This is a genomic window from Novipirellula galeiformis (assembly GCF_007860095.1).
Taxonomy (GTDB): Bacteria; Planctomycetota; Planctomycetia; order Pirellulales; family Pirellulaceae; genus Novipirellula; species Novipirellula galeiformis.
The window spans coordinates 362,338-388,514 of record NZ_SJPT01000003.1 but is presented as its reverse complement, the minus strand read 5'-3'; the positions used below and the strand labels follow the sequence as shown (position 1 = coordinate 388,514).

General features: G+C 56.8%; 19 protein-coding genes. 16 read left to right on the top strand and 3 right to left on the bottom strand.

The annotated features are described in order from the left end of the window. Positions 1-558: 558 nt before the first annotated feature. The 4 genes from Pla52o_RS09650 (at position 559) to Pla52o_RS09635 (ending at position 5,221) form a co-directional block, all read left to right on the top strand. Positions 559-2,268, top strand: coding sequence for an SHD1 domain-containing protein (locus Pla52o_RS09650; RefSeq protein ID WP_146594401.1), 1,710 nt, complete (start codon positions 559-561; stop codon positions 2,266-2,268). Between the two features lie 234 nt (positions 2,269-2,502). Next, on the top strand, positions 2,503-3,033 hold the full coding sequence (locus Pla52o_RS09645; protein WP_146594400.1) for a GrpB family protein: 531 nt from the start codon (positions 2,503-2,505) through the stop codon (positions 3,031-3,033). Positions 3,034-3,146: 113 nt separating this feature from the next. Then, complete coding sequence (locus Pla52o_RS09640; RefSeq protein WP_146594399.1) at positions 3,147-4,898, top strand: serine/threonine protein kinase; 1,752 nt, start codon at positions 3,147-3,149, stop codon at positions 4,896-4,898. Then, complete coding sequence (locus Pla52o_RS09635; protein WP_146594398.1) at positions 4,895-5,221, top strand: hypothetical protein; 327 nt, start codon at positions 4,895-4,897, stop codon at positions 5,219-5,221. Before Pla52o_RS09640 ends, Pla52o_RS09635 begins: the two co-directional genes overlap by 4 nt. 91 nt (positions 5,222-5,312) lie before the next feature. Here the strand turns inward: Pla52o_RS09635 and Pla52o_RS09630 are convergent, their stop codons facing one another. Continuing rightward, positions 5,313-6,020 (bottom strand): class I SAM-dependent methyltransferase, encoded by a 708-nt coding sequence (locus Pla52o_RS09630; RefSeq protein WP_146594397.1) that lies wholly within the window; start codon positions 6,018-6,020, stop codon positions 5,313-5,315. Between Pla52o_RS09630 and Pla52o_RS09625 the strand changes: the two genes are divergently transcribed. From Pla52o_RS09625 to Pla52o_RS09615, 3 genes are read left to right on the top strand one after another with little or no spacing between them, the layout of a single operon-like run. Next, the gene (locus Pla52o_RS09625) at positions 5,974-6,393 is read left to right on the top strand and encodes an ExbD/TolR family protein (protein WP_146594396.1); all 420 of its coding nucleotides are present in this window, start codon (positions 5,974-5,976) and stop codon (positions 6,391-6,393) included. The two genes, Pla52o_RS09630 and Pla52o_RS09625, sit on opposite strands and share 47 nt — an antisense overlap. Next, positions 6,393-6,839 (top strand): ExbD/TolR family protein, encoded by a 447-nt coding sequence (locus tag Pla52o_RS09620; RefSeq protein WP_146594395.1) that lies wholly within the window; start codon positions 6,393-6,395, stop codon positions 6,837-6,839. The genes Pla52o_RS09625 and Pla52o_RS09620 overlap by 1 nt, the downstream gene beginning before the upstream one ends. 5 nt (positions 6,840-6,844) lie before the next feature. Continuing rightward, positions 6,845-9,211: a hypothetical protein gene (locus Pla52o_RS09615; RefSeq protein ID WP_146594394.1), complete on the top strand. Its 2,367-nt coding sequence runs from the start codon at positions 6,845-6,847 to the stop codon at positions 9,209-9,211. A gap of 47 nt (positions 9,212-9,258) precedes the next feature. Here Pla52o_RS09615 and Pla52o_RS09610 read toward each other — a convergent pair whose 3' ends face one another. Further along, the gene (locus tag Pla52o_RS09610) at positions 9,259-10,407 is read right to left on the bottom strand and encodes a GNAT family N-acetyltransferase (RefSeq protein WP_146594393.1); all 1,149 of its coding nucleotides are present in this window, start codon (positions 10,405-10,407) and stop codon (positions 9,259-9,261) included. A gap of 257 nt (positions 10,408-10,664) precedes the next feature. Here Pla52o_RS09610 and Pla52o_RS09605 point away from each other — a divergent pair, with 257 nt between their 5' ends. From Pla52o_RS09605 to Pla52o_RS09565, 9 genes are all read left to right on the top strand, one after another. Beyond that, positions 10,665-11,984 carry an outer membrane protein assembly factor BamB family protein gene (locus Pla52o_RS09605; protein WP_146594392.1) on the top strand — a complete coding sequence of 440 codons (1,320 nt, stop codon included), beginning with the start codon at positions 10,665-10,667 and terminating at the stop codon, positions 11,982-11,984. A 304-nt stretch (positions 11,985-12,288) separates the two neighbouring features. Further along, the gene (larE, locus tag Pla52o_RS09600; protein WP_146594391.1) at positions 12,289-13,122 is read left to right on the top strand and encodes an ATP-dependent sacrificial sulfur transferase LarE; all 834 of its coding nucleotides are present in this window, start codon (positions 12,289-12,291) and stop codon (positions 13,120-13,122) included. Further along, complete coding sequence (locus tag Pla52o_RS09595; protein WP_231612216.1) at positions 13,119-14,672, top strand: protein kinase domain-containing protein; 1,554 nt, start codon at positions 13,119-13,121, stop codon at positions 14,670-14,672. The genes larE and Pla52o_RS09595 overlap by 4 nt, the downstream gene beginning before the upstream one ends. Positions 14,673-14,940: 268 nt before the next feature. Then, positions 14,941-16,116 carry a metabolite traffic protein EboE gene (gene eboE, locus Pla52o_RS09590; RefSeq protein ID WP_146594390.1) on the top strand — a complete coding sequence of 392 codons (1,176 nt, stop codon included), beginning with the start codon at positions 14,941-14,943 and terminating at the stop codon, positions 16,114-16,116. A gap of 74 nt (positions 16,117-16,190) precedes the next feature. Continuing rightward, positions 16,191-16,910: a pyridoxine 5'-phosphate synthase gene (locus Pla52o_RS09585; protein ID WP_146594389.1), complete on the top strand. Its 720-nt coding sequence runs from the start codon at positions 16,191-16,193 to the stop codon at positions 16,908-16,910. 182 nt (positions 16,911-17,092) lie between these two features. Next, the gene (locus Pla52o_RS09580) at positions 17,093-18,745 is read left to right on the top strand and encodes a MotA/TolQ/ExbB proton channel family protein (protein ID WP_146594388.1); all 1,653 of its coding nucleotides are present in this window, start codon (positions 17,093-17,095) and stop codon (positions 18,743-18,745) included. A gap of 2 nt (positions 18,746-18,747) precedes the next feature. Further along, complete coding sequence (locus Pla52o_RS09575; protein ID WP_146594387.1) at positions 18,748-19,575, top strand: hypothetical protein; 828 nt, start codon at positions 18,748-18,750, stop codon at positions 19,573-19,575. Continuing rightward, positions 19,572-20,702: a DUF4200 domain-containing protein gene (locus Pla52o_RS09570; RefSeq protein WP_146594386.1), complete on the top strand. Its 1,131-nt coding sequence runs from the start codon at positions 19,572-19,574 to the stop codon at positions 20,700-20,702. Before Pla52o_RS09575 ends, Pla52o_RS09570 begins: the two co-directional genes overlap by 4 nt. A 91-nt stretch (positions 20,703-20,793) precedes the next feature. After that, positions 20,794-23,916: a PVC-type heme-binding CxxCH protein gene (locus Pla52o_RS09565; protein WP_146594385.1), complete on the top strand. Its 3,123-nt coding sequence runs from the start codon at positions 20,794-20,796 to the stop codon at positions 23,914-23,916. Positions 23,917-24,079: 163 nt separating this feature from the next. Here Pla52o_RS09565 and Pla52o_RS09560 read toward each other — a convergent pair whose 3' ends face one another. Next, positions 24,080-26,068: a M48 family metalloprotease gene (locus Pla52o_RS09560; protein WP_146594384.1), complete on the bottom strand. Its 1,989-nt coding sequence runs from the start codon at positions 26,066-26,068 to the stop codon at positions 24,080-24,082. Positions 26,069-26,177 lie beyond the last annotated feature (109 nt).

The following is a 26,177-nucleotide window of genomic DNA, read 5'->3' as shown; positions in this document are numbered from 1 at the left end:
GCCCTACGGCTCTCAATTTAACCATAATTCGCTGCTTGCCTGCTGATTTTGTGATAACTAGCATGGGAGGGTGGATGAAGGCCCACGCGGACTTAACGCGAACTTGACGCGGATGTTTCGAGACGATGTTGCGGAACTCGGAGTTAACGCTGGCCAACGGATTCCTATCCCGCCTTAATACTCGCACGCGACCCGCCCCCCAGTGGTGCGGAGGAGACAAAACTAACTATGAAACGCACGGCCCGACGTCTTTACCGATGGAGCCTCGTTGCCACATTGAGTTGCCTCGTTGGCATCAGTCCTGCTTCGGCAGGGTGGCTTCTTCGAAATGCCTGCTGTCAACCAGCTCCTTCCTGTGAACCTGTCTTCTGTGCTCCGGCACCGATTGTCTCGGCACCCCTCTGTGTCGATGCTTGTTACCCCAGCCCGATCATCTCGGCGCCCGTCGCCCACGGTTGTGGCCACCACGGCGTTGTCACGCATGGCGTGATCTCCTCCGCAGCCGGCTGTTGCGAGCCAGCGCCTGTGCATTGCGGTGCTGAAGTTACTTACGAGGTTGTGGATAACAGTTGCGTTTGTGATTACAGCGGTGTCGACGCCGGTGTGGTGGTTGAGCCCGCTCCGATGGTCTACGAAGAGGGAAGTGTTGAATCACCCGCGGTGATGGAACAACCCTTCGAGCATGGCGCCACCATCGAGGGTGATACGATCGAAACGATCCCAAGCGGTCCAGCAACAAGCTCTCCCTCGGATTCACCCTTCGCAGCACCTCAGGATGCGGTGGACTCTAGCTCGGACATGCCTGCGGAAGCCCCAGCGACTCCCGCTCCAGCAGCGGAGCCAGCTCCGGTTGTACCTGCGGCAGAACCCAAACCAGCTCCCGCAGCAGAACCCAAGCCAGCTCCCGCGGCAGAACCCAAGCCTGCTCCTGCAGCAGAACCCAAGCCTGCTCCTGCGGCAGAACCCAAACCAGCTCCTGCGGAAGAACCCAAACCAGCTCCTGCAGACGATTTGTTCGGCGATCCTGCGCCAGCGGAAACCCCTGCGAAGCCAGCTACGCCACCTGCAGTGGACGACATTTTTGGTGCAGACGCCCCAGCCAGCGGTGAAGAGAAGTCGGCAAAGCCCGCCATGGACGAAGATATCTTCGCTGCTCCGGCGGATGCCCCTGCAGCGGAAAAACCAGCTCCTGCAGAAAAGCCAGCACCGAATGCGTTTGATGATCTGTTTGGTGGCGATGCCCCAGCGGCAGACGCTCCCGCCGTGGAAGCTCCCGCTGCAGAAGCTCCAGCAATGGAAGCACCTTCAACCGAGCCCGCCGTAGGCGACACGAACCTCGACGATCTGTTTGGTGGCGATGCCCCAGCGGCAGACGCCCCCGCCGCGGAAGCTCCCGCTGCAGAAGCTCCAGCAATGGAAGCTCCTGCGACTGAGCCCGCCGTTGGCGACACGAACCTCGATGATCTGTTTGGTGGCGATGCCCCAGCGGCAGACGCCCCCGCCGCGGAAGCTCCCGCTGCAGAAGCTCCAGCGATGGAAGCACCTGCAACCGAGCCCGCCGTTGGCGACACGAACCTCGACGATCTGTTTGGTGGCGATGCCCCAGCGGTAGAGGCTCCCGCCGCGGAAGCTCCTGCTGACGCTGTGGAAATGGAAGCTCCTGCGACTGAGCCAGCCGTGGGGGATACGAACCTCGACGATTTGTTTGGTGAACCAGCAAAACCTGCTGCCGCTACGGACAAAACTGAGGCTCCTGCAGATCCGGCCGATAGTCTCGACGATCTTTTCAACGCAGCCCCAGCCGAAGAAGCGGCGCCTGCGAACGAATCGATCGACGACTTGTTTGGCCAACCCGCCGAAGCGGAAGAAACCAAAACCGAAAAGGACACCGCGGGAGCCTCCATCGATGATCTGTTCGGCAACGTCGAGCGATCCACCGCTCCAGTGGCGAAGGGGGCTACCGAGCTACGCGGTGCGGAACAGACCGCTGCTCAAGACTCGACCCAGCTTGTCGTTTCGGAAAAGAGTTCGGTTAGCGTGACTTCGATATCGGACACTCGCTCGCGTACTTGGATCGATAACACCGGCAGCTTCCGCACCGATGGGCGTTTGATCGAAATCAATTCGGGCAGCGTTCGTTTGCTGAAATCCAATGGCAAAACGTGCACCGTACCGATGTCACGGATGTGCGCCGCAGACGTCGCCTATGTCGAATCGATCCAACGCCAGATCGAATCGTCGAAGGTCGCGATGCTGACCAGCCGTTAATGCGTCGCTTGGGTGTGCAAGCCTCGTTCTGAAATCGCAAACCGGGCCAACGAGAAATTCGTTGGCCCGGTTTTTTTGCAAGCCGCTATTGGGTTGCTGACGCGTGCGATCGATCGCACGCGTCGGCGAACTCGACGGGGCCTGGATTGACACGCTAGCTCCAAAACGTGCCGACTTCGGTTACATTCAAGTGATCCACCTGATTCTCTCGCGAGGCCTCAAGACATTTTTCCGATGGAAACCAATCCCGTTCGCTTGATGCACTTTGATCCACGATGGCGTCAAGAATTCGAGCAAACACGAAGTAGCATCCTGCAATCATGTGAAGGGCGGGTGGTCGATGTCGTTCATATCGGCAGCACCGCGATTTCGGGGCTCATCGCCCGTCCGACCCTCGATTTGCTCGCAGGGGTGAGCGAAGCCGATATGATGGAGCGTGCCGCATTGTTGATCGAAGGACTGAATTACCGCCGAGTCGCATCGCCATTGTGGGCAGGATCCTGTATCACGCTATGCAAACCTCGTTATGTTACCCCTGACCCCCCTGACCCGACCCACTGCGTCTATTTAATGATGGCGATGAGTCCCGCTTGGGTTGAGGCGGTTTCCATTCGCGATTATCTGCGTCAAAATGCCGAATCAGCGGTCGATTTTGAAGCCGCAAAAGTGAAGCGATGGCGGCGTGGCGAAGGGGACCTCGAGCGATACAATGCCGACAAGGCGATCTTCTTTGCACACTTGAAAGACCAAATTGATGCAACCTAAGTGAGCTTTAGCGAAGGCAGCCTACCGCACTGGGGAGAATCCTACCCCGGCGGACGCGGCCAATGTCATCGCCTGTCCCCCCTCTTCTCCTCGGTTCTCCCCACTCCGTCACCATGCCCCGCAGTCGACTTGGACCTTTAGCCATCGAAACCAAACTCGGCGACCATCCGTCGCAGAGTTCGGTGTGGCGTGCCATTCACGTGCAATTGAAGAAGGCCGTTGCCGTCAAGGTCTTTTCGTCCCCGTTTGGGGCGACCCCTGAGGCACGCACTCAATTCGCGGCCGAGTGGGAAACGCTCAAAACGCTGCAAAACCCGGCGATCGCTCGCTGCTACGGCGGTGGCTTCGAAGACAAGGACGCGTACCTTGCTTATGAGTTGGTCGAAGGGGAAACGTTGGCCGCACAATTAGAGAGACGTGGCCGTTTGCCGTGGGAATCGGTGCTTGAGTTTGCCGAGCCGATCATTGCGGCCCTGTGTTATCTGCACGAGAAAGGGATCACCTACGGGGCCCTTGCCCCCGACAAGATTGTTTACGCCGGGCTCAGCCCGCTGCTCGTTGATGTTCGTACCGATCGATTCCAGTCGCACTTCAAGACATCGCGTCCGCCCACGCTTCACGAAATTGCCTTTCGTCCTCCAGAACTGATCGACGATCCGACATCGATCACCCACCGGTCCGATTTGTATTCGTTGGGGGCGACGCTCTATTTCGCCATCACCGGACGCCCTCCGGTCCAGGGCGATACGGTCGAAGAAGTGACGCGAAATGTTCGAGAACAAATTCCTGCGTCCGCTGCATCCTTGGTGATGGATTGTCCGGTTTGGTTTGACAAGCTAATCACTCAACTGCTCGAAAAAGATCCGTCGGCACGTCCGTTTGGCGCCCCCGCGGTTCAGCTCGCCCTTGCCGAGGTGCGACGTCGATCGATGTCACGCGCGGGCGTTGCCGAGCATGCTTCCTCGGGATTCAGTCCGTTGAGCGTGACCGACCAAAAAGAGCGAGACGAGGCGCGCACGTTGCTCGGTCGTGAATTGGTTGATGTCGACAAAGAATCGCACCCCGATGCCACTCTTTGGCATGACAAGTCGTGGGTTTTGATTGGCGTTCTCGTCGCCATGTTGTTGATGCTCGGCTATGTCGCTTGGCCGCTCAACGAAGATCAAATGCGAAAACGCGCCGAAACGCTCCTTTCGCAAGAAACTCAAACGTCCATGAATCAAGCGAAGAACAACTACCTGCGCCCGATGATCGCTCAATTCCCCGACGGCGAACATGCCGCTTGGGCCGAAGAACAGGTCGATCGGATTGAAATGATGCAGGCCGAGCACGCCTTAGCGGTCAAGTTAAAGCGTAACCTAGCGATCAAAAACGAAGGGGAGCGATTGTATGCCGAAGCGGAGCAATTTGAACGTTTCGGTGACACCTCGACGGCGTTGGACAAATACCGCAGCATGGAAACCTTGCTCGGCGACGATCCCAAATATCGTCCGTTCGTCAATCTTGCCAGACGCCAAATCGCTCAGATTGAAAATCGCTCCTTGATCAAGGACGAAGCCGCAATCATCCTGCAAGAAAAACTCGATGAAGCGGAGCGAGAACACCGCCGCGGCAATGTGGTCGCCGCACGGCAAATCTGGTACTCAATCATTGAGTTGTATGCGAGCAATAGCAACGTAGGACCGTTGGTGCTGAAGGCTCAACAACGTTTGAGTGACAGCAATGCCCCCGTTGCGAATGCCCCCGTTGCGAATGCACCTGTTGCGAATGCACCTGTTGCGAATGCACCTGTTGCGAATGCACCTGTTGCGAATGCACCTGTAGAGAATTTACCTGCCTCCACCACGCCCGAAGTTTCGCAATGAACCCGCATGCCGACCAGGATGAGTCGCCAATCGAAGCCAAGCTTTCCGCATCGCCATCGGCGGCCGGCGATGTCCCGGTGCCCCCGTCACCAGCGGCAACGCCCCCTTTTCAGCAACGTCGTTTATTGCAAAGTCGTGGTGCAGTGCTGGCAACGCTGTTCTTGGTCACCGGAGCGTTGGGGATTCCTTTGCTGTGGATGAACAAGGCATTTTCGAATGTCGAGCGTTATTTCTGGGCTCTGATCGTTTCGCTCTACACCGCGCTGTTGATCTATGCGGCATGGCAAATTTGTAGATGGAGCTACCACCAGATCGTCGGCTAGCCCATCGTCGGTTAGCCCATCGTCGGTTAGCCCATCGTCGGTTAGCCCAGCGAGCTCGCCCCGTCCGTGGATCGCTTGGGCTTTTTTCTACTCACGTTCGGCTGCATCGATACACGAACGCTGGCGGCAAATTTCGCCACACCGTGTGACTTCGCCCCACCTCGGGGAAGGTTTGCTTCAAGCGACGTGAAAACCGTTGCCCCGCTGGCAGTGCCAAGCCTTGCCAATACGCAAAGGTGGCAAATTGGCCCCCCGGTCGTAACACCTCCAGCATCGAGTCCATGATCTCGGCTTGCAATGATTCGGAGAACGATGCCCACGGCAGCCCACAAATCACTGCATCGACATGGGGCATTGATTCGCGTCGGCAGAGCTCGACCACGTTCGTCACACTGTCTTCGTAAACGGTCGCGGTGGGACAACGCTGGCGGGTCGCTGCGACCAATTCCGCGGAGCGTTCGATCGCAAAAAACTTTGCATCGGGATGCAATCGATCGATGATTCCTTCGGTGAAAACGCCTGTCCCCGGTCCGAACTCGACGACATTGCGTGCCGAATCCCAATCGAACCAATCGACCATCGCGGAAACCAAACCGGCGCTACTCGGCACGATTGCCCCGACTTGGGTCGGATGACGAAGGAAGTTTTTCAAAAAAGTGAGCGTGTCTTTCATCATCATAGCGTATCGCACCTCATTGGGAACGTGAAAGGCCGTATTATTTTTCCAACACAACTTCGCTACATTGACGGCTATGCGAGTTCCCAATCCTAACAACGTCTCCCCGGTCGGTGCGAACATGACGCCGATGATCGACGTTGTCTTTTTGCTGATCATTTTTTTCTTGGTCTCGAGCCACCTCGCTCGGCAGGAGAACTATTTGCCGGTCGATTTACCGATCGCAAGCACCTTTCTACCCGCCTCCCCCGATCGCGTTGCGTTGACCGTCACGGTCGATGCTGAATCGAACTACCGGATCTCGGGAGACATCATCGCCGCCGATCAATTGCAGGCGATCCTGCTCGATCACGTTGGCCGCAGCGGCGCCAATGCGTCGCTAAGATTGCGAACCGACGGTTCGGTTGTCTACCAGTACATCGAACCGATCCTACGCGAAGCCGCACTCGTTGGGATCCATGATGTCACGATCTCGGTTCGCGAGGCTAACCAATAATGAAGGTTCCGTTACGACGCTCTCAGGGCTCGTTGGATGTCGAAATGACGCCGATGATTGATGTCGTCTTTCTGCTGCTGGTGTTTTTTGTTTGGACGAGCAGCTTTGAACAGCCTGAATTCGACCTCCCTAGCGCAGTCGCTCAGCCCCCCACGATAGGCACCCGCGACGATCCGGCTGATGCGCCACCTATCGAGATTTTTGATGAGCTCATCGTTCGCATGATCGCGAGAGAAGGCGGCCATGTGATCGAATTGAATGGACAACCGGTACGCGATACTGGCGAGCTGGAGAGTCGATTAAAAGAGATTTTGAAGCTGGGCGTTCAGCCGCCGGTGATTGTCGACCCCGAGCCCAACATCGCGATTGCCGAAGCGATTCTGGTTTATGATATCGCCCGAGTTGCGGGCGCCGATCGAGTTCTATTCGCTGCGAACGCCGAATGATTACCATGCCCGCATCCTGCGCTCGATTCTTGATTGCAATCGTATTCACGCTGTTCTTGCCGTGCGGCTTGGTGCTTGCCCAATCCTCCGCGGCCCAGCCCACCGCGGTCGGCAGGACCAGCAATGATCGAGATGCGGATTTGATCGCCGAGTTGATTCGCCGAACGGAGTTCGATGTCGCGGAAAACCTAATCCTCCGCGGGCTCGAATCAACCTCGCCGATGAGCGACGCATACGCGCGTTGGACGCTTTGGTATTGCGAGCTGGAAACCGCCCAGCGACGAACGCGTGAAGACTTTTCGGACCAAGAAATACTCGCCGCCCAAAAACCGATTCGCGAATTACTTGATTCGTATCCTGAACATCCGCGAGCCTTGTTTCTTCAATCGCAGTTGATTGGGGTGGAAACGGCCGCCGCCGAACACGATTTGTTGGCGGTGATGATCCATCCCGCTGACGAACAACGCACTGAGCGAGCGCTTCGCCGATTGACGGCCGCGGCCTCGGTACTGGAAACGCTCGCGACGACGACCTTCGAAGCAAAAACGCGGCTCGACTCACGCTCCCCCACCACGCCTGAGGCCGCGGCCATGGGAAGCGATTTGGCTCGTTTGGCTCAGCAAACCCAGGTCGATCTTGTGCGTGTGAAGTTGATGGGGACCGAGCTGTTTCCGCGTGGTAGCGACGACCGCTTGGCGGCCTCGACGGCGGCGTTGCAAGCCGCCGACGAGGCGCTGACACAGTTGCCGAGCGAATGCCAAGCCCGCAACGAAGTCGAACGGCTTCGCGTGATTACGCTTTTGCGCAGCGAGGACTTTGATCGTGCACGCCGTGAATTCAACCAACTCGTCAGCGAAGTTCCCGTGGCGTCGGATCTTCGCATGCGTGCGTTAGACATTCTGATCGACCTGCGCAGCGACCGTCACGATGAAGCTTTTCGGAAACTCGATGCGTTTTACCAGCCATCTCCTTCGCAGGCTCCGCTCTCAATTGACATGGATTTGGTTCGCCTCGAGTCGCTCCTGCTTCGCGATGCTGACGATCGAAACCAGGGCGGGGATTGGATGGAAATGATCGGCAAACGCCACGGAGCGTATGGCCGTCGCCGCGCCGAAACGATTGCGATTGACGTGTTGCGATCCGCACCGAGCCATGCCTCTAGCGGCGAATCCCCTTTGCGCATGGATCCCGGGATCGTGGCCGCCCAAGGGCGACAATACCTGCGTGATGGCAACCCCGTTCGTGCGGCTCAATTGCTCGCGAGTGCGGCGATGGCCGAATCGACTCCTGACCGTGCGATCAAACGCTCGCTCGAATCGGCTGCCGCATTTGTGGCCGCAAAGCAACCGAGCGATGCAGCGGACATCTTGTCGGGGGTGGCAACGTTGAAGCCGTCGGGCTCCGGGGCCGCAGCGGCTCATTTGCAGGCTGCGATTCTGAAGTCGCAAGCGAAGGTTTCCGCCACGGAACTCGAAGCGATGCTGCAAACCACGATCACCACTTGGCCGGACAGCGAGCAAGCGAACCAAGCGGGGAATTGGCTGGTCAAACTATACACCGCGCAACAACGACGCGTCGATGCAGCGGAGGTTGCGACCACGCTGGGGGTGAACGATTTCGAGACCGCCTTTGAACTTTGGGAAGATGCGTTTCAATCAAGCGACGAAGCCGCACGCATTGAAATGATGCCCCGGCTAAAGCACGCGTTTGCAAAATCGATGGACGAACCCAGCGTGGCGGAGCGTTATCGTCATCTCGCAACGTATTTTTTTGACCGCGTTGACTTGGACGATTTGCCGCCGATCGACCCCTCCGCGGCGGCGACGGTTTCTCCGAGCGAAGCGTTGTTGCGATTCCGGATCTCGGGAGCCACAGCGGCGGAGCTGCAAAAACTCGCTGGGGACAAGCTGGAAATGGCCGCCGCACGTCTGATGAAAGATGGTCGCCAAGACACCACGCTGCGAATTCCGATCGCGACCCTAATCGAAAGTTGGCCGCCGGTCTCCGCAAACTCTCTCGAGCATGCCGAACGTCTGGTTTGGCTCGGGCGAATCAAGGAAGCGACGACCGCGATCAATGCACTCGCAGGAGAGCCCGATGCGCCCAGAGATCTCGTTCGGCAAGCAGCCAGCCTGCTTAGCAGAAGCGACAACGACGCTGCAAAACGGATTTCAATTGAGTGGTGGGATCGTTGGGCAGCCGGATTGCCGGTGGGCAGCGACGATTGGCACCGAGCCAAGTTAGAATCGATTACGACACTCAAACAACTCGGTGATGTGCAGCAGGCACAGCAACGTGCACGTTACATTTTGCTAACCAATCCGCCTAAGGATAATGCGCTGCGAGATCAGTACTCGAGTCTCCAAAGGTAGTCAAAGCCGTGACGACATGACGGCACTCGCGATCGTGAATCGAGTGTTTAGGAAGTCAGCGTCATGTCGATCACCTTCGCTGGATCACGCCCGGTGTGGCGGCGAACCCATTGTTTGAATTCAAATTGTGCCGACCAAGCACTATGGCAAGCCTTGGCCCACCATCGTGGCGCGACCACGCGGAGTTGAAGTAGCTGTGTCGGCTCCGCTCCATTGCGTTGCTTGTATGGCTCGTCGCCACGCATGAATTCGATGCCACGCAGACGCTGGTCATGGGCATGCTTGATCGTAACGGTACTCAAAATCCGACCGGGTTCGAGTTCGGCTGCATCGAGATCGTATCCGTTGCTGTAGACATACAAACGATCCTCATTCAAAAAGCACAGCTCACCGCCAATAATGCGTCCATCCATTCGTAGCACAGGCAGGTACAAACGCTTGGCTTGGAACATTTCGTTGGCCACACGGATCACGAAGTCACGCAGTTTTGCGTCGCCGTAGGTGCCCGGTTCGCCCACGGCGTTCCAGCGTCGTTGGTGGAGTTCGATCATGGCATTGAGGAATTCGTCGAGTTGCTCTTGAGTTTCCGCGACCTCCTTTCGCAGTCCGGGCGTGTTCGCGAGACGTGCCAGGTAGCCATTCACTTTCTTGCGTGTTCGCCCGCTATAGCTTTTCAGCATTTCGTCCCACGTGGCTTCGGTCTTCAAAAACCAAGTGTGCATCCGTGATTGGGCATGCACGATCGATCCGGCGTTGCCGAGTGCGTTCGAAAAATGATGCATCACCGTATCGTCGGCGGACACACCATCGATTTCGATCAAATCCCAACCCTCCGCTTCGCTGTTGGCATGCTTGCACAAGAAACGGGCCATCGCGTTGCCAATCGCAATCGACTCGGCTGGATCGCGAATGGGGTCAGTCAAAATGGAGACAAAATCGGTGCACGCGTTGTTGTCTCCCATGTTGCACAATGTCCGTGGCGAGCCCGCTTTTCGATAAAGCGGCAACAAACCTTGGATTTCGCCTGCCGCGTTGCGAGCGACCAGCACATAGGCGTCTGATGAGTCGCCAAATCGATCCCACCACGGTTTCAGCCAAAATGTTTCACGAAATGGCACTCCCGAGGCCAGACGGTTCCAGGTGTCTGCTTGGGCAAAAAGCAGGTTGACGTTGTTGGAAGATTCGACGCGGTGCATTGACGGGCCATCAACGGAGGGGCAACGATGTTGATTTACCTGAAAATCTAGCCCCCCGGATTGGACTACGGGGACGAACTGCTCGCTTTCGCTTACAATGCAGCATGCAAAAAAACGAACTTGTTTTGCAATCGATACAATCGATGCAATCGCGTCGGTTTAAGCATCCGGTACCCTGGCACCCTCGATTTGCCCAACATCGTTTCGCCCCGCCCTACACGCTCCTCCTTCCTCTTTCAAATTGCCTTGGAACTCATATGACATCCACCGCTGGTTTTATTGGCAAGTCATTGATCGCGATCCTGGTTGGTTTGGGATTGCAGACGATTGGCTTTGCGGAGTCCCCGCTCCGCACCACCGGGGTGGCAGCCCCCCAAGCCGCTTGGTCTGAATTCCACGGGGCTAGCGCCCACGGGTACACCCCGCACGGCTCGCTTCCCGACCGTTGGAAGGATGGCGATTATGCCTGGCGGCACAACAGCGGCGCTTACAATGTCGGTTCCCCCATCGTTGCCAACGACCGTGTCATCTTCCTGGCATCGAACGCCAAGGAGCAAGCGATCGCGGTCCGGGCACTCGATTTGAAGACGGGAGCCCTGGTTTGGAATCAGTCGTTTCCTCACGCGGTGGGGCATCTTCACTCGCGTAACACGGCGGCTTCGAGTACCGCAACGGCGGACGCGTCCAATATCTATTGTGCATGGAGCGACCCGCAGCACACGACGCTCAAGTGCTTTGACTTTGAAGGTCGTGAAGTTTGGTCTCGCGACTTTGGCACCTGGCAAAGTCAACATGGCTTTGGCACCTCACCACGCTTGTTTGGATCGATGGTCTTGCTGTTCAATTCTCAGCAGGCCGACCAAATCAAGCAGGGAGAAAGTCCTGGGCAAACTCGGATGATCGCCGTCGACCGTAAAACCGGTGAAACGGTATGGGAAACGCCGCTGAAAACCACGCGAACGTGTTACGGTGTCCCCGCCATTTTCCAGCCCGAAAATGGCAATGCCCAAGTCATTAATGCGGATACCGGCAATGGCATGTTTGGCTTGGATGCCAAAACCGGTGAGTTACTTTGGAGCTTGCCAGTGTTCAGTGCGCGTTGCTGCAGCACTCCGTTGGTCGTGGGCGACCTTGCCATTGCCACGGCGGGAAGCGGCGGCGGTGGAAATCATCTCGTCGCCGTTCGCATTCCGAAGTCAAAGCAGGAACAGCCCGAGCAAGTGTATCGCATCGACCGTGGCTCGCCTTATGTTCCGACCCCCGCACGCAAAGGCGATCATTTGTTCATGATCGATGACAAAGGGATCGCGTCATGTGCAAACGTGATGACGGGCGAAACCCTTTGGAAAGAACGCATTGGCGGCAATTTTGGGGCGTCTCCGATCATCGTTGACGACAAAGTTTTAATCATCAGCCTGGATGGCCAAGCGACGATCTTTCGCGCCAGCGACACATTTGAAAAGTTAGGCGAAGTCGACCTGGGGGGGCCCGCGGGCGCGACGCCGGCCTATTCCGAGGGGCGATTGTTGCTTCGAGTCGGTGAGGAAATTCGTTGTTTGGATACCCGCAAAATGTAATTCCCAGTGCCGCATAAAAACGCATGTCCAAGCGTCCCCCTGCGAGCACACCGGATCCATGCGGAGCCGTAAGCACGCGGAGCCGTAAGCACGCGGAGCCGTAAGCACGCGGAGCCGTAAGCACGAGGAGCCGTAAGCACGCGGAGCCGTAAGCACGCGGAGCCGCAAGCACGCGGAGCCGATCACCCGGGCGTCTTGATTTTCAGATCGGTTCTGGGAAAGCGGCTCGGTTTGCCTGCTTAAGCGTCATTGGCAATCTCTTCCCCCCCCCTTTTTTTTTTACTTGCTCTTAAACGCGACTCTCATGCATAACGTTTCTACTAACGCCGCACGCTTGATCGAGCGGATCGCTTCGTTTCGCCGTGTGACGGTTGCGTTTTCCGGTGGCGTGGACAGCAGTGTTGTTGCCGCTGCGGCAACGCGTGCCAAGCTCGATGCTCTCGTTGCGGTTACCGCGGATTCGCCGAGCGTTCCCCGCTGGCAACTCCAATGGGCCACGCGAATCGCCAACCAAATCGGGATTGCGCAGCGCGTTGTCCCGACTCACGAAGGCGACCGCGAAGAGTACGTCCGCAACGATACGAAACGATGTTTCTATTGCAAAGAAACGCTTTACCGTACGCTGGGGCAATTAGCGAACCATGATCCTACGACGGTCCTCGTCTCGGGCACCAATGCGGATGACCTCGGCGACTATCGGCCTGGGATCGAGGCCGGGAAAAACGCCTCGGTGCAAACGCCGCTGGCCGATTTGCGGCTTGGCAAGCAAGAGGTCCGTGAGCTGGCCCGATTCTTTGGATTAGAAAACGCAGACCTACCTGCGTCCCCTTGCTTGGCGAGTCGTGTCGCCTACGGCGTCGAAGTCACGCCCGAACGTTTATCCCGAATCGAACAAGCCGAAACGTGGCTTCGTGAACAAGGATTCAGCGACGGACGGGTGCGAGTGCATCATGACGAACTCGCCCGTGTGGAGGTTCCTAGCGATGAACTTCCGCGGCTGCTGAGTCCCCCGTTGGCATCGGAGCTAAACGAATCGCTACGTGCGATCGGATTCCGATTTGTGACCGTCGATTTACAAGGCTTGGAATCGGGCAGCATGAATCGAGTGCTCGTGCAGATTGGGGAGGCACAACATTGACATCGGAAACTCCCTTCCCCGCGCCGCAGGACGACACGGAGTTGGCGTCATCCAAATTGATTGGATATCGCTTAGGCGAGTACCAAATCCTTCGTAAACTTGGACGCGGTGGGATGGCGGACGTTTATGCCGCACGCCATTTGACGCTCGGCCGGGATGTTGCCATCAAGGTGTTGCGAAGTGATTACGCGCGTGACCAAGACTACATCACCCGGTTTCGCCGCGAAGCTAAAGCGGCCGCGAAATTGAACCACCCCAACATCGTGCAGGTTTACGATGTGGGGAGTGTGGACTCGTTTCATTTCATGGCGCAAGAGTTAGTCCACGGTGAGAATCTACGTCATGTCCTGTCCAAGCGAGGTTCGCTCTCGGTCGACGAAGCGGTCGAAGTCATCGTGGGGGTTGCCTCGGCGCTCGAAAGTGCCTCCAACGCATCGATCACGCATCGTGACATTAAACCCGAAAACATCATGCGGTCGGAAAACGGCATCATCAAAGTTGCCGACTTTGGATTGGCTCGCCTTGGTTTGGATGTCGATGCCACACGCGGCGATTTGACGCAAGCCGGGCTGACGCTTGGCACACCTCGCTACATGAGCCCCGAACAGGTGCAAGGGCACACCGTTGATGTCCGCAGCGATTTGTACTCGCTAGGCGTGACGATGTATCACTTGCTGGCCGGGCGACCACCGTTTGAAGCCGATGATCCGTTGGCCTTGGCTGTGATGCACTTGCATGAAACGCCGCAACCGCTGGACCGAGCTCGTGGATCGCGAGACGTGCCTGAATGGCTGATTGCGATCATCATGAAATTGCTGCGCAAACGTCCTCAGGATCGATTTCAATCTCCCAGCGAACTGCTCCAATCAATCCACGGCAAGACGACGGATGCCGTTTTTTCCAGCGGAGCCACCGTGGGAACCGCCGCCGCCACGATTCGTTTGCAACGCATTAGCGACGAAACTCGCAAATGGCGTTACACACGGATGCGACGTTATGCGGCGATCTTGCTGCTGCCGCTGTTGTGCGCCGCGGTGGTCAGCACCGCGATGCTAGCGCGACCCGCCAAGAGCATCGGTCGTTTGCTGCGCCCCGAGCAAGTGCCCCAAACCGACTCCGTGCAAGAACAGTACTTGGTCGCCGTCACTCGCAATGACGAAGCAGGCTGGCGGGCGGTCCCAGAAAACTTCCCCCCCGACGCCAGTTCGACGAATGCGAGCTACTATGCCAAAAGCATGCTGCAATTGGCTCGATTCATGTCGAGCGAACAACAACTTGGGCAGGCGGAATCGCTATTGGAGCGTTTAAGTGCGGACCCCCGAATCGATCGGCTCTATCGCACGTTGGCGCTTGCCCAGCGGTGCAGTGTGCTGGAGCAAATGGGGGATTCGAAAGGGCTGGGCGAAATCCGCACGCAATTGCAGGCGGCCTATCGCGAATTAGAAGCGAACAACCGTGAAGCGGTAATCCAGTTCGACCGCTTGGTTCCCGAGAAGGAACGTCTGCGATTGGGACTCAAGCCCATCGTCAAGGATGCGTCGAGCGCGTGAGGTTAAAGTAGCCCGCGAGCCCAAATTCACCCGCGAGCCCAAATTCACCTGGGAGGACAACGCAACGCGGGATTGCTTGCCACCGTCGGGTGATCGTTTTCGCCCCCTCCCGCGGTTCGTATCCGATGTTTCCGTTCCTCTGGGTGCCATTCCTTTGGGTGCCATTCCTCGGGCCCCACTCTCCATCAAGGCAAGACGTTGCCTCGGACAGGGCTTCAAAAGTTGCTATGATCTACCCACCAGTTCAATTTTCAGTGAGGAAACGGCGATGAGTTTTACGGTTGGTTATTGTACGAACGTGCATGCGGGCATGGATCTGCCGACGATTCGTGAGAATTTGCTGCAGTATGCCGTGCCGGTACGCTCGAATTTGTCGACCGAGACAGCGCTTGGGGTTGGGCTTTGGTTGCCTGCGCAAGCGGCAAATGAATGTGTGGCAGGAGGGCTGAAAGGGTTCCGTGCATTCTTGGACGAGAACCGACTTGAAGCGTTCACGATCAACGGGTTCCCGTACGACAATTTCCATCAAGACGTCGTCAAGCATCGCGTTTACGAACCCACGTGGTGGGAACAAGAACGCTTGGTCTACACCAAACAACTCGCCGTCATCCTGAGCGAATTACTTCCCGCATCCCAATCCGTGGGGTCGATCAGCACGCTGCCGATCGGTTGGGCTTCGGACGCCGTTACCGAGGATCAGCTCGCTGCCGCCGCCGCGAATCTGCGCGAGTTGGCGGAGTTTCTGTCGGCATTGGAATCTCAAACCGGGCGCCGCATCGTGATTGCGATCGAGCCGGAGCCGGGGTGTATTTTAGATACCGCCGATGATGTGGTGCAGTGGTTTAGCAAGCGTTTTCCCGATGCGAAGCATCGCCGACATTTGACGGTTTGCCACGACGTTTGCCACAGCGCCGTGATGATGGAATCGCAAGCCGAGGTGTTGCTTCGCTACGCCGCCGCCGGAATCACGATCGGTAAAGTGCAAGTTAGTAGCGCCATCGTCGCCGACTGGGACGCCATGTCCATCGGTCGACGACACGAAGCGATCCAACAATTAAGCGGATTTGCCGAAGACCGTTACTTGCATCAAACCGGTCGTATCCGTGGGGACAACTCCTTTGAATTAGCTGAAGATTTACCCGGACTGGTTTCGCCGGTTCCCGCGTCGAGTGATCCCGCACGCGGTGACAAACGTTGGGTTGTCCATTTTCACGTTCCGATTTTCCTCGAACGTTTTGGTCATCTCACGACAAGCCAAGATGATGTGCGTGAGTGTCTGCGAACCTTAATTCGCAACCCTTCCTCCATTGACTTTACCGGTCACCTCGAAGTCGAGACCTATGCCTGGACGGTGCTTCCCGACGCGATGCGGAAGCGAAGTTTGGCGGAGGACGTCTCTGAGGAATTGCGTTGGCTACGCAAAGAATTGATCGAGTGCATGTAAATACAAACCTCCCCTTGGAACCGCACGCCGCGGTTCCGTCACTATCCCATTGACCTCTAAAATCCAAGCAACTCATGATCGAACTCGGCGTCAACATTGACCACGTCGCGACCGTTCGCCAAGCACGTCGCACCTATGAACCCGATCCGGTGATCGCCGCGGCGCTCGCGGAACAAGGGGGAGCCGATGGTATCACCTTCCATTTGCGGGAAGATCGCCGTCATATCCAAGACCGTGATGTCGAGGTCTTGATGAAAACAGTGACCGTTAAAACGAATTTGGAAATTGCCTGTGCGGATGAAGTCGTTGCGATCGCGTGCCAAGCCAAACCGACATGGGCGCTGCTGGTCCCGGAGAGTCGCGAAGAGGTGACGACCGAAGGCGGACTGAATGTGCTGGGCGACCAAGGCCGCATTCGGGCCGCAGTCGAAAAGTTGAAGGGCGAAGGTATTTTGACCAGCCTGTTTATTGATCCGGAACCCGAGCAGGTCAAAGCCTCCGCCGAGATCGGCGTCGAAGCGGTTGAATTGCATACCGGACCGTACGCATTGGCTCGGGGGGCTGCTCAGATTCACGAGCTCGATCGATTGCGATCCGCTGGAAAAGTCGTCTCGGACCTGGGCATGCGACTTCACGCCGGACACGGTTTGACGTACGCCAATGTTCGGCCCGTCGCGGCGCTGCCAAACATGATCGAATTGAACATCGGACATGCGATCATCAGCCGCGCCGTGATGGTCGGGATGCGTGACGCGGTGGCTGAAATGCGGCGGATTCTCGATCTCGTTTCGTAACGCGAAACGCAGGGGCAAAGCGAGTTTGAAACGACGTCTGGTTCTGCCGGGGGGGAGTGGGTGTCGCTTGGGCTTAAATATGTCGCCCTTACGTGATGGTAATGCTTTGATTCTGCGCTAAAGTCCGTCTATAACATTGAGACAGCTTCTATTGTTGCTCGATTCACTACTGCGGAAAACGAATGTCCTTCTTTAAGATCACTTGCCCCGGCTGCAACAAGTCGCTGAAAATCTCGGAAAGTTTAGCGGGCAAAAGTCGTGCCTGTCCCTATTGTCGTGCGACGGTCCGCATTCCCGAGATGCCCCCGCCGGAAGCGGAACCTGCGTTTCCTGGGATCCAAGTCGCCGAGACACCGGGCTCTGCAAAATCGCGTCCCAAAGCAGGCGAAACCGCAGCGTCGGTTGCGGGATCGATGACCCCTAGCATCCAGACATCGGCCGGATCGGCTGTCGCTCCTACGGTTGCCGGCCCGACCAAGAAAGTCGTAAAGCCACGCCGACGCGAAAAAAGCTGGTTCAGCTCCGGAGGCGATTCGGCCAGTAGTGACGTCAGTTTGGTGCTCAGCTTCCTGATCGGTGCCAGCGCGGCGTTGGTCTGGTACGCCGCCACCTTTCCCATCCAAGACACTGCGTTTGGGCAATTGTTTTGGCAGCGTGGTCCCGTTCCTTTCCCCACGACGTTTCTGATGTTCTGGGCGATTGCGATCTTGGCGCTGAAGTGGCTGAATTTGAAAAAACAGAAAGACGCGATGTTATTGGACGTCTTGCCAACGGAGGTTTCTGCGGAAATCACCGTGGGGTCCATCGATCGCTTCATCGAACACATCAACCAGCTTCCCGGAGCGAGCAGCGATACGTTTTTGATCAACCGAGTGGTGCGCGGTATCGAACATTTCCGCGTACGTAAAAGTGCTGCCGAAACGGTCACGATGATGGAATCGCAATCGGCGATCGATGCGAACAATGTGGCGGGAAGCTACACGATCTTGAAGGTCTTCATTTGGTCGCTACCGATCTTGGGTTTTATCGGTACGGTCATGGGGGTTAGCTCGGCCGTCGCGAGTCTCGCCTCGAGCCTCAGTGATGGTGGCAGCATGGACGCGATGAAGGTCGCTCTGCAAGACGTCTTCGGTGGACTGGGGACCGCGTTCGATACGACGCTGTTAGCCTTGATCATGAGTATGTTGGTCAAAATCCCGGCTTCGGCGCTGCAAAAGAGCGAAGAGGATTTGATCACAAGCGTCGACGAATACTGTAACGAAAATCTGCTGCGTCGGCTCAACGACGGACGCGAAGGAGGTGCCGAACGGGGGATGAGTGGTGGTGGGGCGGAAAGCGATATCTTTCGCCAAGCTGTCGAGCAAGCGCTCGGAACTCATCATGCTGAGATGGAACAGTGGCTCTCTAAGCTCGATACCATTGGTACCCACCTGACGGATCAAGTCGCGCAAGGTTGGAACAAGGTCAACAAACAAATCGAAGTGCAGCAGCAAAAGCATGTCACTGTGTTGCATGAGCAACAACTCGACCAACAAGCCCGCTTGCAGGCCCAGTTGGATCAGATGGCAAACGCCGCAGACAAGATCCAACAAACCTTGTCGGCGCTCTCGACACAAACCGCCACGCTGCAAACTCAAGTAAACGAGACCTTCTCTCAGACGAATACTTCGTTGTCGAACCATCTCTCGGGGGTTCAATCGGGATTGTCGAGTTTGAGTGGCGTTTTGGAAAAACTTGGCGATCAACAGGTTGTGGTGCAACAAGTTGCGGCGGCCCCCGAGCCCCGTCGCAACGGTTGGTTTAGCAAGAAGTCTCGTGCCAATGGACGTGCATAACGATGGCGCGTAGACCGAGAACGTCGGACGACGACATTTCGCTGTTCCCCTTTCTGAGCATCATCGCCAGCGTGATTGGCGTGTTGACGATGATGATCGCGACGTTGGCGCTAGCTCAGACCGACACGCCCGATATCGCTCAAATTGAACAATTCGAGAAGTCGCAAAAGGAACTCGATGCGCTCGAGGACGAAGTCGAGGAATTGAAGCGTGAAATCGAGGTTTCCGACTCCACCGGACTCAAATTGCGTGAAGAGAAGAAACTACTCAACATCACGCTCGCGGAGCTCGAATCGCTGCTAAAAGAACAAGAGGAAATCGACAAAGCGTTAGCGGAGCAAGAGAAAATTAAGGTCGTCATTCCGATGGTGAATGAAAAGGACCGCGAGACCGCAGGGCAAATGAAGTCGGAATTGGAGTCGTTGCAAGAGGAACTTGCACAACTTGAAAAGGAAGCTGCCGAGCGTGCCGAAGCGTCCCAGTCAAACGTCACGGTGCTGCCTCAAGGCAGCGGGCTGAACTTTGTCCCTCATTTCGTCGAGTGCGCCGAAGGGGCCATCGTGATGCACCATTTGCAGCCCGCCAAACGGATTCGCGCGGCTGAGATGGCAAAGGACGCCGACTTCATCGCGCTGCTCGAAAAGACGCTCAATGGCAAGGACGATACGATCGTATTCTTGGTGCGAAGTGACGGACTCTCGGTTTATCGATCCGCCAAAAAAATGTGTGACGATCGTGAAATTCGCAACGGAAAAATTCCCGTTGTCGGTAAAGGCCGAATCGACTTGAGTGCCTTTGCAAACCCCCAAAATGTGACAGGTGAGAAATGACACGCCGGCCACCCGCGGAAGACGACGATGGTGGATTGGATTCACTACTCGATACAATGACCAACGTCGTTGGAATCTTGGTGCTCGTTCTGATCGTGACTCAGATGAGTGTCGCCGAAGTGGTGACACGCGTGACCTCCGAGTCGACCATCGATGAAGAACAAGTCGAGGAACTACAGAAAAAGCTGATCGCCAAAAAGCAAGAGGCGTTTGAACTCAATCGCATCCTGGTCGATCCCCTCGATATCGATGCGGATGCTCAGCAAGCCGAGCTGCAAAAGAGCAAGGAACTGCTGGAGCGACGCAAAAAGAACCTTGCCCAACGCAAACAGCAAATGAACGAATTTGCGATCAAGATCGAATCGGATCGCGAAATCGCAAAGAAGAATGCAGCCGAGATTGCTAACACCAAAGAGCAACGCGAAAAGATGAAAGCGTTGCTCACCACTTCGCTCGAGCGGAAAGCGGAACTCGAGGCGATCTTGGACAAGACGCCCCGACGACAGGCCCCACCCGACATCCAAGTCAGTATCCCCAACCCGCGTCCCGCACCGCCGGGCGCCAAGCAAGCCACCTTTGTTTGCGTCAACAATCTCGTCTATCCGGTGAACGCCGAGTTCTTTCGCAAACGTGCGGAGATCAAAGCCAAGGCAATTATCCAGCGTTTAGGACTCGATCGCGATCCCGCCGCCGGCATCGATCCTGAAAAGTTCACGCCGCTGTACGAGAAATTAAAGGACCAAGACGATTTCTTTGATGTTGAATACTATGTTCAATCGAATACTTGGCCGCGGATCCGCTTGATCCCTCGCGAGGGCCGCGGTGCAAACGAATCCGTGCTCGCCACCCCGCGTTCAAAGTTTCGTCGAGAAGTGCTCAGCCAACTGGACATCAGCAAGTACTACGGTCGTTTTTACGTCCTGCCGGATAGTTTTGATGTCTACGTCGCGGCCCGTCGATTGTTCAGCGACCAAGGCGTGCTCGCCGGTTGGGAGCCTCAGAATGCGGATTGGGTGTACACCTCGCATATCGATGGCGGTATCCGGCTGGGGCCTCCGCCGCCTCCGCCTAAAAACCCTCCCGATCCCAACGCGCCTAAACCCAAACCGGCATCGGTGATCGATTAGCGTGGTCCCGAGAGCACGTGCGTCTTTGTGAGTACCAAGTCGGAACCTTTTGGCACACGGTACGCCTCTCGCTTTCCAGGAGCTTGATCCGATGTGTCGCCCCTTGCTGTTACTCATCGCGTCCTTGTGGACCTCGGTTGCGGCAGCCGATTTCCCGCCGTTGTTCAATTCCGAGCCGGAGGGTGACGCTCCGGTGATGAGTGCAACCGAGGCGGCGAGTCGCTTCACCGTCCCGCCCCAATTTCGCGTCACGGCATTCGCCGCTGAACCCGATGTGATGAATCCGATCGCGATGACGTGGGACGCACGTGGTCGTTTGTGGGTTGCGGAAAATTTCACTTATGCGGAACGTGAGCAACGCTTCCAACTTGATTTGCGTGACCGTGTGGTGATCTTCGACAACACGCACTTGGAAAAGGCGTCGGTGGCGAAAAACGAGGCCGCTCTCGCTACCAGCCAAGATCCGGCCCCCGTCCGCAGCGTTTTTACGGATGAAGTCCAGATGTTAACGGGGATCGAAGTGGGCCATGGCGGCGTCTGGCTGATGTGTCCCCCAAAGTTGATCTTCATTCCCGATGCCAATGGCGACGACATCCCCGATGGGCCCGGCCAAGTCGTGCTGGACGGGTTTGAGGTTGCTCAACAAAACTATCACAACTTCGCCAACGGTATCCGCTTCGGACCGGACGGTTGGTTGTACGGTCGTTGTGGGGGCTCCTGTCCCGGTCGGATTGGCAAACCGGGCACGCCGAGCCATCAACGGCCGGCGCTCGAAGGGGGCATATGGCGTTATCACCCCAGGTACGAAATCGTCGAAGTCTTGACTGCGGGAACCACCAACCCCTGGGGACACGATTGGAACGACGTCGGTGAAATGTTTTTCTGTAACACGGTCAACGGCCATCTGTGGCACATGATCCCGGGAGCCCACTTTCCCCGTCCGTTTACGCTCGATCCGAATCGACACGCGTACGAGAAGATTGAAATGCACGCCGATCATTGGCATTTCGATACAGGGCAAAGCTGGGCCGATTCGCGTGACGGGGCAGCGAATGACTACGGCGGAGGGCATGCTCACTGCGGCACCTTGATCTACCAAGGCGATCGATGGCCCGATTGGTATGTCGGCAAATTATTCACATTTAACTTTCATGGACGGCGCGCCAACCAAGAGCGGATCGAACGCGATGGTAGCGGTTACGTGCTGCGTCACGACGACGATGTGTTTCTCGCCCGCGATCCATGGTTTCGCGGGATGGACCTTAGCACCGGACCGGATGGAAACGTGTTCGCCATCGACTGGAGCGATACCGGCGAGTGCCATGAACATACCGGCGTCCATCGCGAGAGTGGTCGGATTTACAAAATCAGCTACGACGATGCCGCGACAACGCGCACGCCACGCCCTGCGGGAAATCTCGCCTCATGGTCGCTGGTCGAGTTGGCCAACACCCATCTGCCTGGGAATCGATGGCAACGCCGACAAGCCCGCATGATCTTAATCGATCGAGCCCACCGCGGCGAAGATATCTCCGCGGCGACGATACGTTTGAAAGAGATCTTGAACTCCCGTGAGACACGCGAATCGACAGCGGTTCAGGCCCTGTTGACGCTGCACGCCTGCGGCGAACTCGATTCGCATGCGATGACGAAACGACTCGACCACCCTTACGAGTACGTGCGTGTTTGGGCGATTCGCTTATTGACCGAAACGTGGCCAATTGATGACGTGATGGGGGCGCAGTGGAAAGCACACCTTCCGGTTCGGGTGACGCAGAACGCTGATGAGTTGCTCTCGCGTTTCGCAGTGATGGCGGAACAGGATCCGTCCGCTGCGGTTCGGTTGGCGTTAGCTTCGACGCTGCAACGATTGCCGTTGCAGGACCGACCGCCGTTGGCTAAATCGCTGGCGCAGCGCGGCGAGGACGCTGACGATCACAACCTTCCATGCATGATCTGGTACGGCGTGATGCCGCTGGCGAAGGATCATCCAAGCGAATTGGTCACCGTTGCTCAATCATGTGAACAAGCTAAGACGTTGCAATGGATCGCTCGTTGTTTGGCCGAACAAATTGAACATCATCCCTCGGCGCTCAACGCGTTGTTGGACCAGGTGGCCTCTCGCGATGATCTTGAATTTCAACAAGCGGTTTTAAGCGGGGTCCGAGACGGATTGCGTGGCTGGGCGAGGGCACCGCGACCGCAGGTGTGGGACCAAATTGCGTTAATGGATGATGCCGAACTTCGACCCGCGATTCGCGAATTGAGTGTGGTGTTTGGGGATGGTCGCGCCATGGACGAGATCACTCAAATCGCATTGGGCAAGCAGCCGACGGGGGCCACCGAAGAAGTCTCGTTTGAAATCCGCTTGGCGGCTCTGGAAACCTTGATCCAAAGTCAAAGCGAGGAATTGCGATCGGTGTGCGAAACGTTGCTTTCGGACGCGCGGATGAATGTCTTGGCTGCAAAGGGATTATCCACACTGGATGATCCGCAAGTCGCCAAAATGTTGGTGGCCCGTTACAACCGATTCCGAGGCACGGACAAGCCGCAAATTGTTTCGCTATTGTCATCTCGCAAATCCTTTGCCGCGGCGTTACTCGATGCAATCGGCAGCGGCAAAATTCCTCGCCGCGATCTGTCCGCGTTTCAAGTCCGTCAAATCCAAAGTTTCGGCGATCCGTTGCTTGACCAACGGATCGCCGAAGTCTGGGGCGAAGTACGTGATTCATCGCAGGACAAACTGCGTTTGATCGAGACGCTGAAAAATGAATTGACGGCGGACGTGCTCGCTAAAGCGAACCGCAGTCAAGGACGAGCACTGTTCCAACAACATTGCCAAAATTGTCATCGCTTGTATGGCGAAGGTGGCGAGGTCGGCCCCGATCTTTCAGGTAGCAACCGCAGCAACATGGACTATTTGTTGTCGAATATCATCGACCCGAGTTCGGTGGTCGACAAGAGCTATCGGATGACGATTTTAGCGCTCGATGATGGTCGCGTGATCCATGGGGTGGTGACCGATTCGGGAACGCAAACGATCACGATTCACACTGCCACCGAAAGCATGACGATCCCGCAACGTGACGTTGAATTGCAAAAGATGACGGAGAAATCGCCCATGCCCGAAGGCCTATTGGCCCCCCTTTCAGACGCGGGAATCCAAGACTTGATTGCGTACCTGAGCTACCATGCTCAAGTCCCGCTCCCCTAACGGGATCGCAGTGCGTGCTGTGGGAGAGGGCTCGTTTTTTTGCCCGATGCGGCGGTTTTGAGGTTTCCACTTCGAGCGTACCGTGGATGAGGAAAAACACCCCTGCGAGGCCGAAAACGATACGGTACGCAACCGGCGGGAGGGCTGATCCCTTCGCTCCGCCTTACTGCAAGACGCCACGGACCAGGGCGATCACGGCGGATTCGGCCTTGCTGACTCGGCCATCGCTGGAGACGACATTTGCAATCGCAACCAATAACGCTTGGATATGGGGCGGTGGGGCGTGCGACATCGTTTGCACGGCATACTCGAAATCGTCCCAGCACAACGCTTCCTCCGGCAAACGGGAGGTGTCGGCAAAACGCAACTGCGACCACCCACGCATGAACTCGTAGTCCGCCATCGTGTCGTCGCCATCACAAACGCTAAGGACCGATAGGATGATTCGTGAGCATCCCGCGATGTCATGCAGCGGTACGTTCGTAGACGTTGTTGGGGGCGGAGGCGGATCGATCGCTCGCATGATCCTCCACAACCATGCCCGTCGTGTCCAGTCGCGGTCATCCAGCTGGTCCCAACAACGCTGGCACTCCGAACGAAGTTGTTCGCGTTGGGAGGCGGAGATCCCATCGACGCCTTGCGCGATTTGGGTTAGCCATGACGTTTGGGTTGCGTCGTCTGACTGTTGAATCATTTCTAGCCAGTCCGGATCACACTCCGTGACCGCACCGGTGGGCTCTAACGCCAGCAACAACGGAAGCGAAATTGCAAACGTTTGGGGGTGTAAAATCGACAATGCTGCCGCGGCCGGCTGGGCAAGCGTTGCGACCGATCCGCCGCCCCAGTGGGTTGCCGTAGCGTGCGATGTTAGTGAGCTTGACGTGACCGGCTCAGCCGACGGGGAAAAATCCGTGGTGTCGGCAAACAATAACTTCATTGCCGCTAAGGTTTTCGGCGCCTGGTCTTTGTGGTGGGGCGTTGTAACCACGTCGCTGTAGATCGGAGTGGCGTCTCCTTGGGGGTCGAGAGCAAACAATCGCTTTTCAATCGGAGGATGGGTGGCGTACCAACATGCGGTGTCGTGATGATCGACAAACAACATTGGGGCGACGATCGTGGTTTGTGGATGAAGTAGTTGGCCGCGTTGGGGGTGCCCCACAATGCGGCGTAGCGCCTTGGCCAACGCAGCGGGATTGCGAGTTTTTTGCACCGCTTCCGCATCGGCTAGTGTTTCACGCGATCGCGTGATCGCAAGTGTTAAGAACGCAGCGGCCAAAGCGCCGGCCAACCCAAAGGGCCAAATCACCATCGCGACGAACATCCACAGGTATCCTGCGGTGCTTCCCTCTTCGTTGGAATCGCAGGTTTGACGCCCGATACGGAAGATCGATTCAGCAATCAGGCGAACGGAATTGAGTCCATAGAGGATCGCGGTTAGTTGGGTCCCCAGACGAGTGTCACCATTGGTCAAGTGGCTGAACTCGTGTGCGATTACGCCCTGTAACTCTTCACGAGGCAAATGACGCAGAGCCCCGTGGGTCACGCAAAGAATGCTGTCTGCGGGAGTTAGCCCGGCTGCAAACACATTGATTCCGGGTTCATGATCGAGCACGACAATGGCCGGCGGTTTGGTTGCAAACGCGATCGCCAACTCTTCGACCACGTTGACGAGTTTTCGCTCCTCCGCAGCTGGATGGCTTTCAATGCGTCGCCCCCCGACCGCCAAACCGATCGCCCAGCCGCCGTCTTGCATGATGCGTCGACGTTCGTAAATGGTCGCTGCCAGGATTCCGAAACTGCTAAGCGAGATTCCAAACAGCGAGGTGAACCAGAATACGGTGGTGGGATCCACACATCGCGTGTCGGGCTCGGTAGGTTCTGCAAACGCGTCGAGGAACCGTGTGCCGACCTCGAGGACGTTGCGATGGCGATGCGAGGTATTTCTCGAGGCGTTCCATTGATGGTAGCCCGACACGGGCGGTTGTTTGGCGGCATCCGCAGCTGCAAATGCATACACGACCGGAAACATCAACAAGTAACCGATCACAACTCCCGTTGCGATTGACGTCAACGCCTGCGCCGTTAACACGAGCGCGTAATATCGCGAGCTAGTGCTCTTCGCGCGAGTTTGCCGCGATAGAAAATCAAACATCAATCGTCTTTCGTTTGCAGCTGGTGCATCACGATTCGAAGAGGGCCGCGTCCACGATCACGACTCTTCGAGCGTGTTGTGGGTGATGCGAATTGAGGGGCAAGGAATG

Excerpts from the sequence above, each read along its gene's own strand:
- Pla52o_RS09645 (WP_146594400.1), top strand. The coding sequence starts at position 2,503 with ATGGAAACCAATCCCGTTCGCTTGATGCACTTTGATCCACGATGGCGT.
- Pla52o_RS09640 (WP_146594399.1), top strand. The coding sequence starts at position 3,147 with ATGCCCCGCAGTCGACTTGGACCTTTAGCCATCGAAACCAAACTCGGC.
- Pla52o_RS09635 (WP_146594398.1), top strand. The coding sequence starts at position 4,895 with ATGAACCCGCATGCCGACCAGGATGAGTCGCCAATCGAAGCCAAGCTT.
- Pla52o_RS09625 (WP_146594396.1), top strand. The coding sequence starts at position 5,974 with ATGCGAGTTCCCAATCCTAACAACGTCTCCCCGGTCGGTGCGAACATG.
- Pla52o_RS09630 (WP_146594397.1), bottom strand. The coding sequence starts at position 6,020 with ATGTTCGCACCGACCGGGGAGACGTTGTTAGGATTGGGAACTCGCATA.
- Pla52o_RS09620 (WP_146594395.1), top strand. The coding sequence starts at position 6,393 with ATGAAGGTTCCGTTACGACGCTCTCAGGGCTCGTTGGATGTCGAAATG.
- Pla52o_RS09615 (WP_146594394.1), top strand. The coding sequence starts at position 6,845 with ATGCCCGCATCCTGCGCTCGATTCTTGATTGCAATCGTATTCACGCTG.
- Pla52o_RS09610 (WP_146594393.1), bottom strand. The coding sequence starts at position 10,407 with ATGCACCGCGTCGAATCTTCCAACAACGTCAACCTGCTTTTTGCCCAA.
- Pla52o_RS09605 (WP_146594392.1), top strand. The coding sequence starts at position 10,665 with ATGACATCCACCGCTGGTTTTATTGGCAAGTCATTGATCGCGATCCTG.
- larE (WP_146594391.1), top strand. The coding sequence starts at position 12,289 with ATGCATAACGTTTCTACTAACGCCGCACGCTTGATCGAGCGGATCGCT.
- eboE (WP_146594390.1), top strand. The coding sequence starts at position 14,941 with ATGAGTTTTACGGTTGGTTATTGTACGAACGTGCATGCGGGCATGGAT.
- Pla52o_RS09585 (WP_146594389.1), top strand. The coding sequence starts at position 16,191 with ATGATCGAACTCGGCGTCAACATTGACCACGTCGCGACCGTTCGCCAA.
- Pla52o_RS09580 (WP_146594388.1), top strand. The coding sequence starts at position 17,093 with ATGTCCTTCTTTAAGATCACTTGCCCCGGCTGCAACAAGTCGCTGAAA.
- Pla52o_RS09575 (WP_146594387.1), top strand. The coding sequence starts at position 18,748 with ATGGCGCGTAGACCGAGAACGTCGGACGACGACATTTCGCTGTTCCCC.
- Pla52o_RS09570 (WP_146594386.1), top strand. The coding sequence starts at position 19,572 with ATGACACGCCGGCCACCCGCGGAAGACGACGATGGTGGATTGGATTCA.
- Pla52o_RS09565 (WP_146594385.1), top strand. The coding sequence starts at position 20,794 with ATGTGTCGCCCCTTGCTGTTACTCATCGCGTCCTTGTGGACCTCGGTT.
- Pla52o_RS09560 (WP_146594384.1), bottom strand. The coding sequence starts at position 26,068 with ATGTTTGATTTTCTATCGCGGCAAACTCGCGCGAAGAGCACTAGCTCG.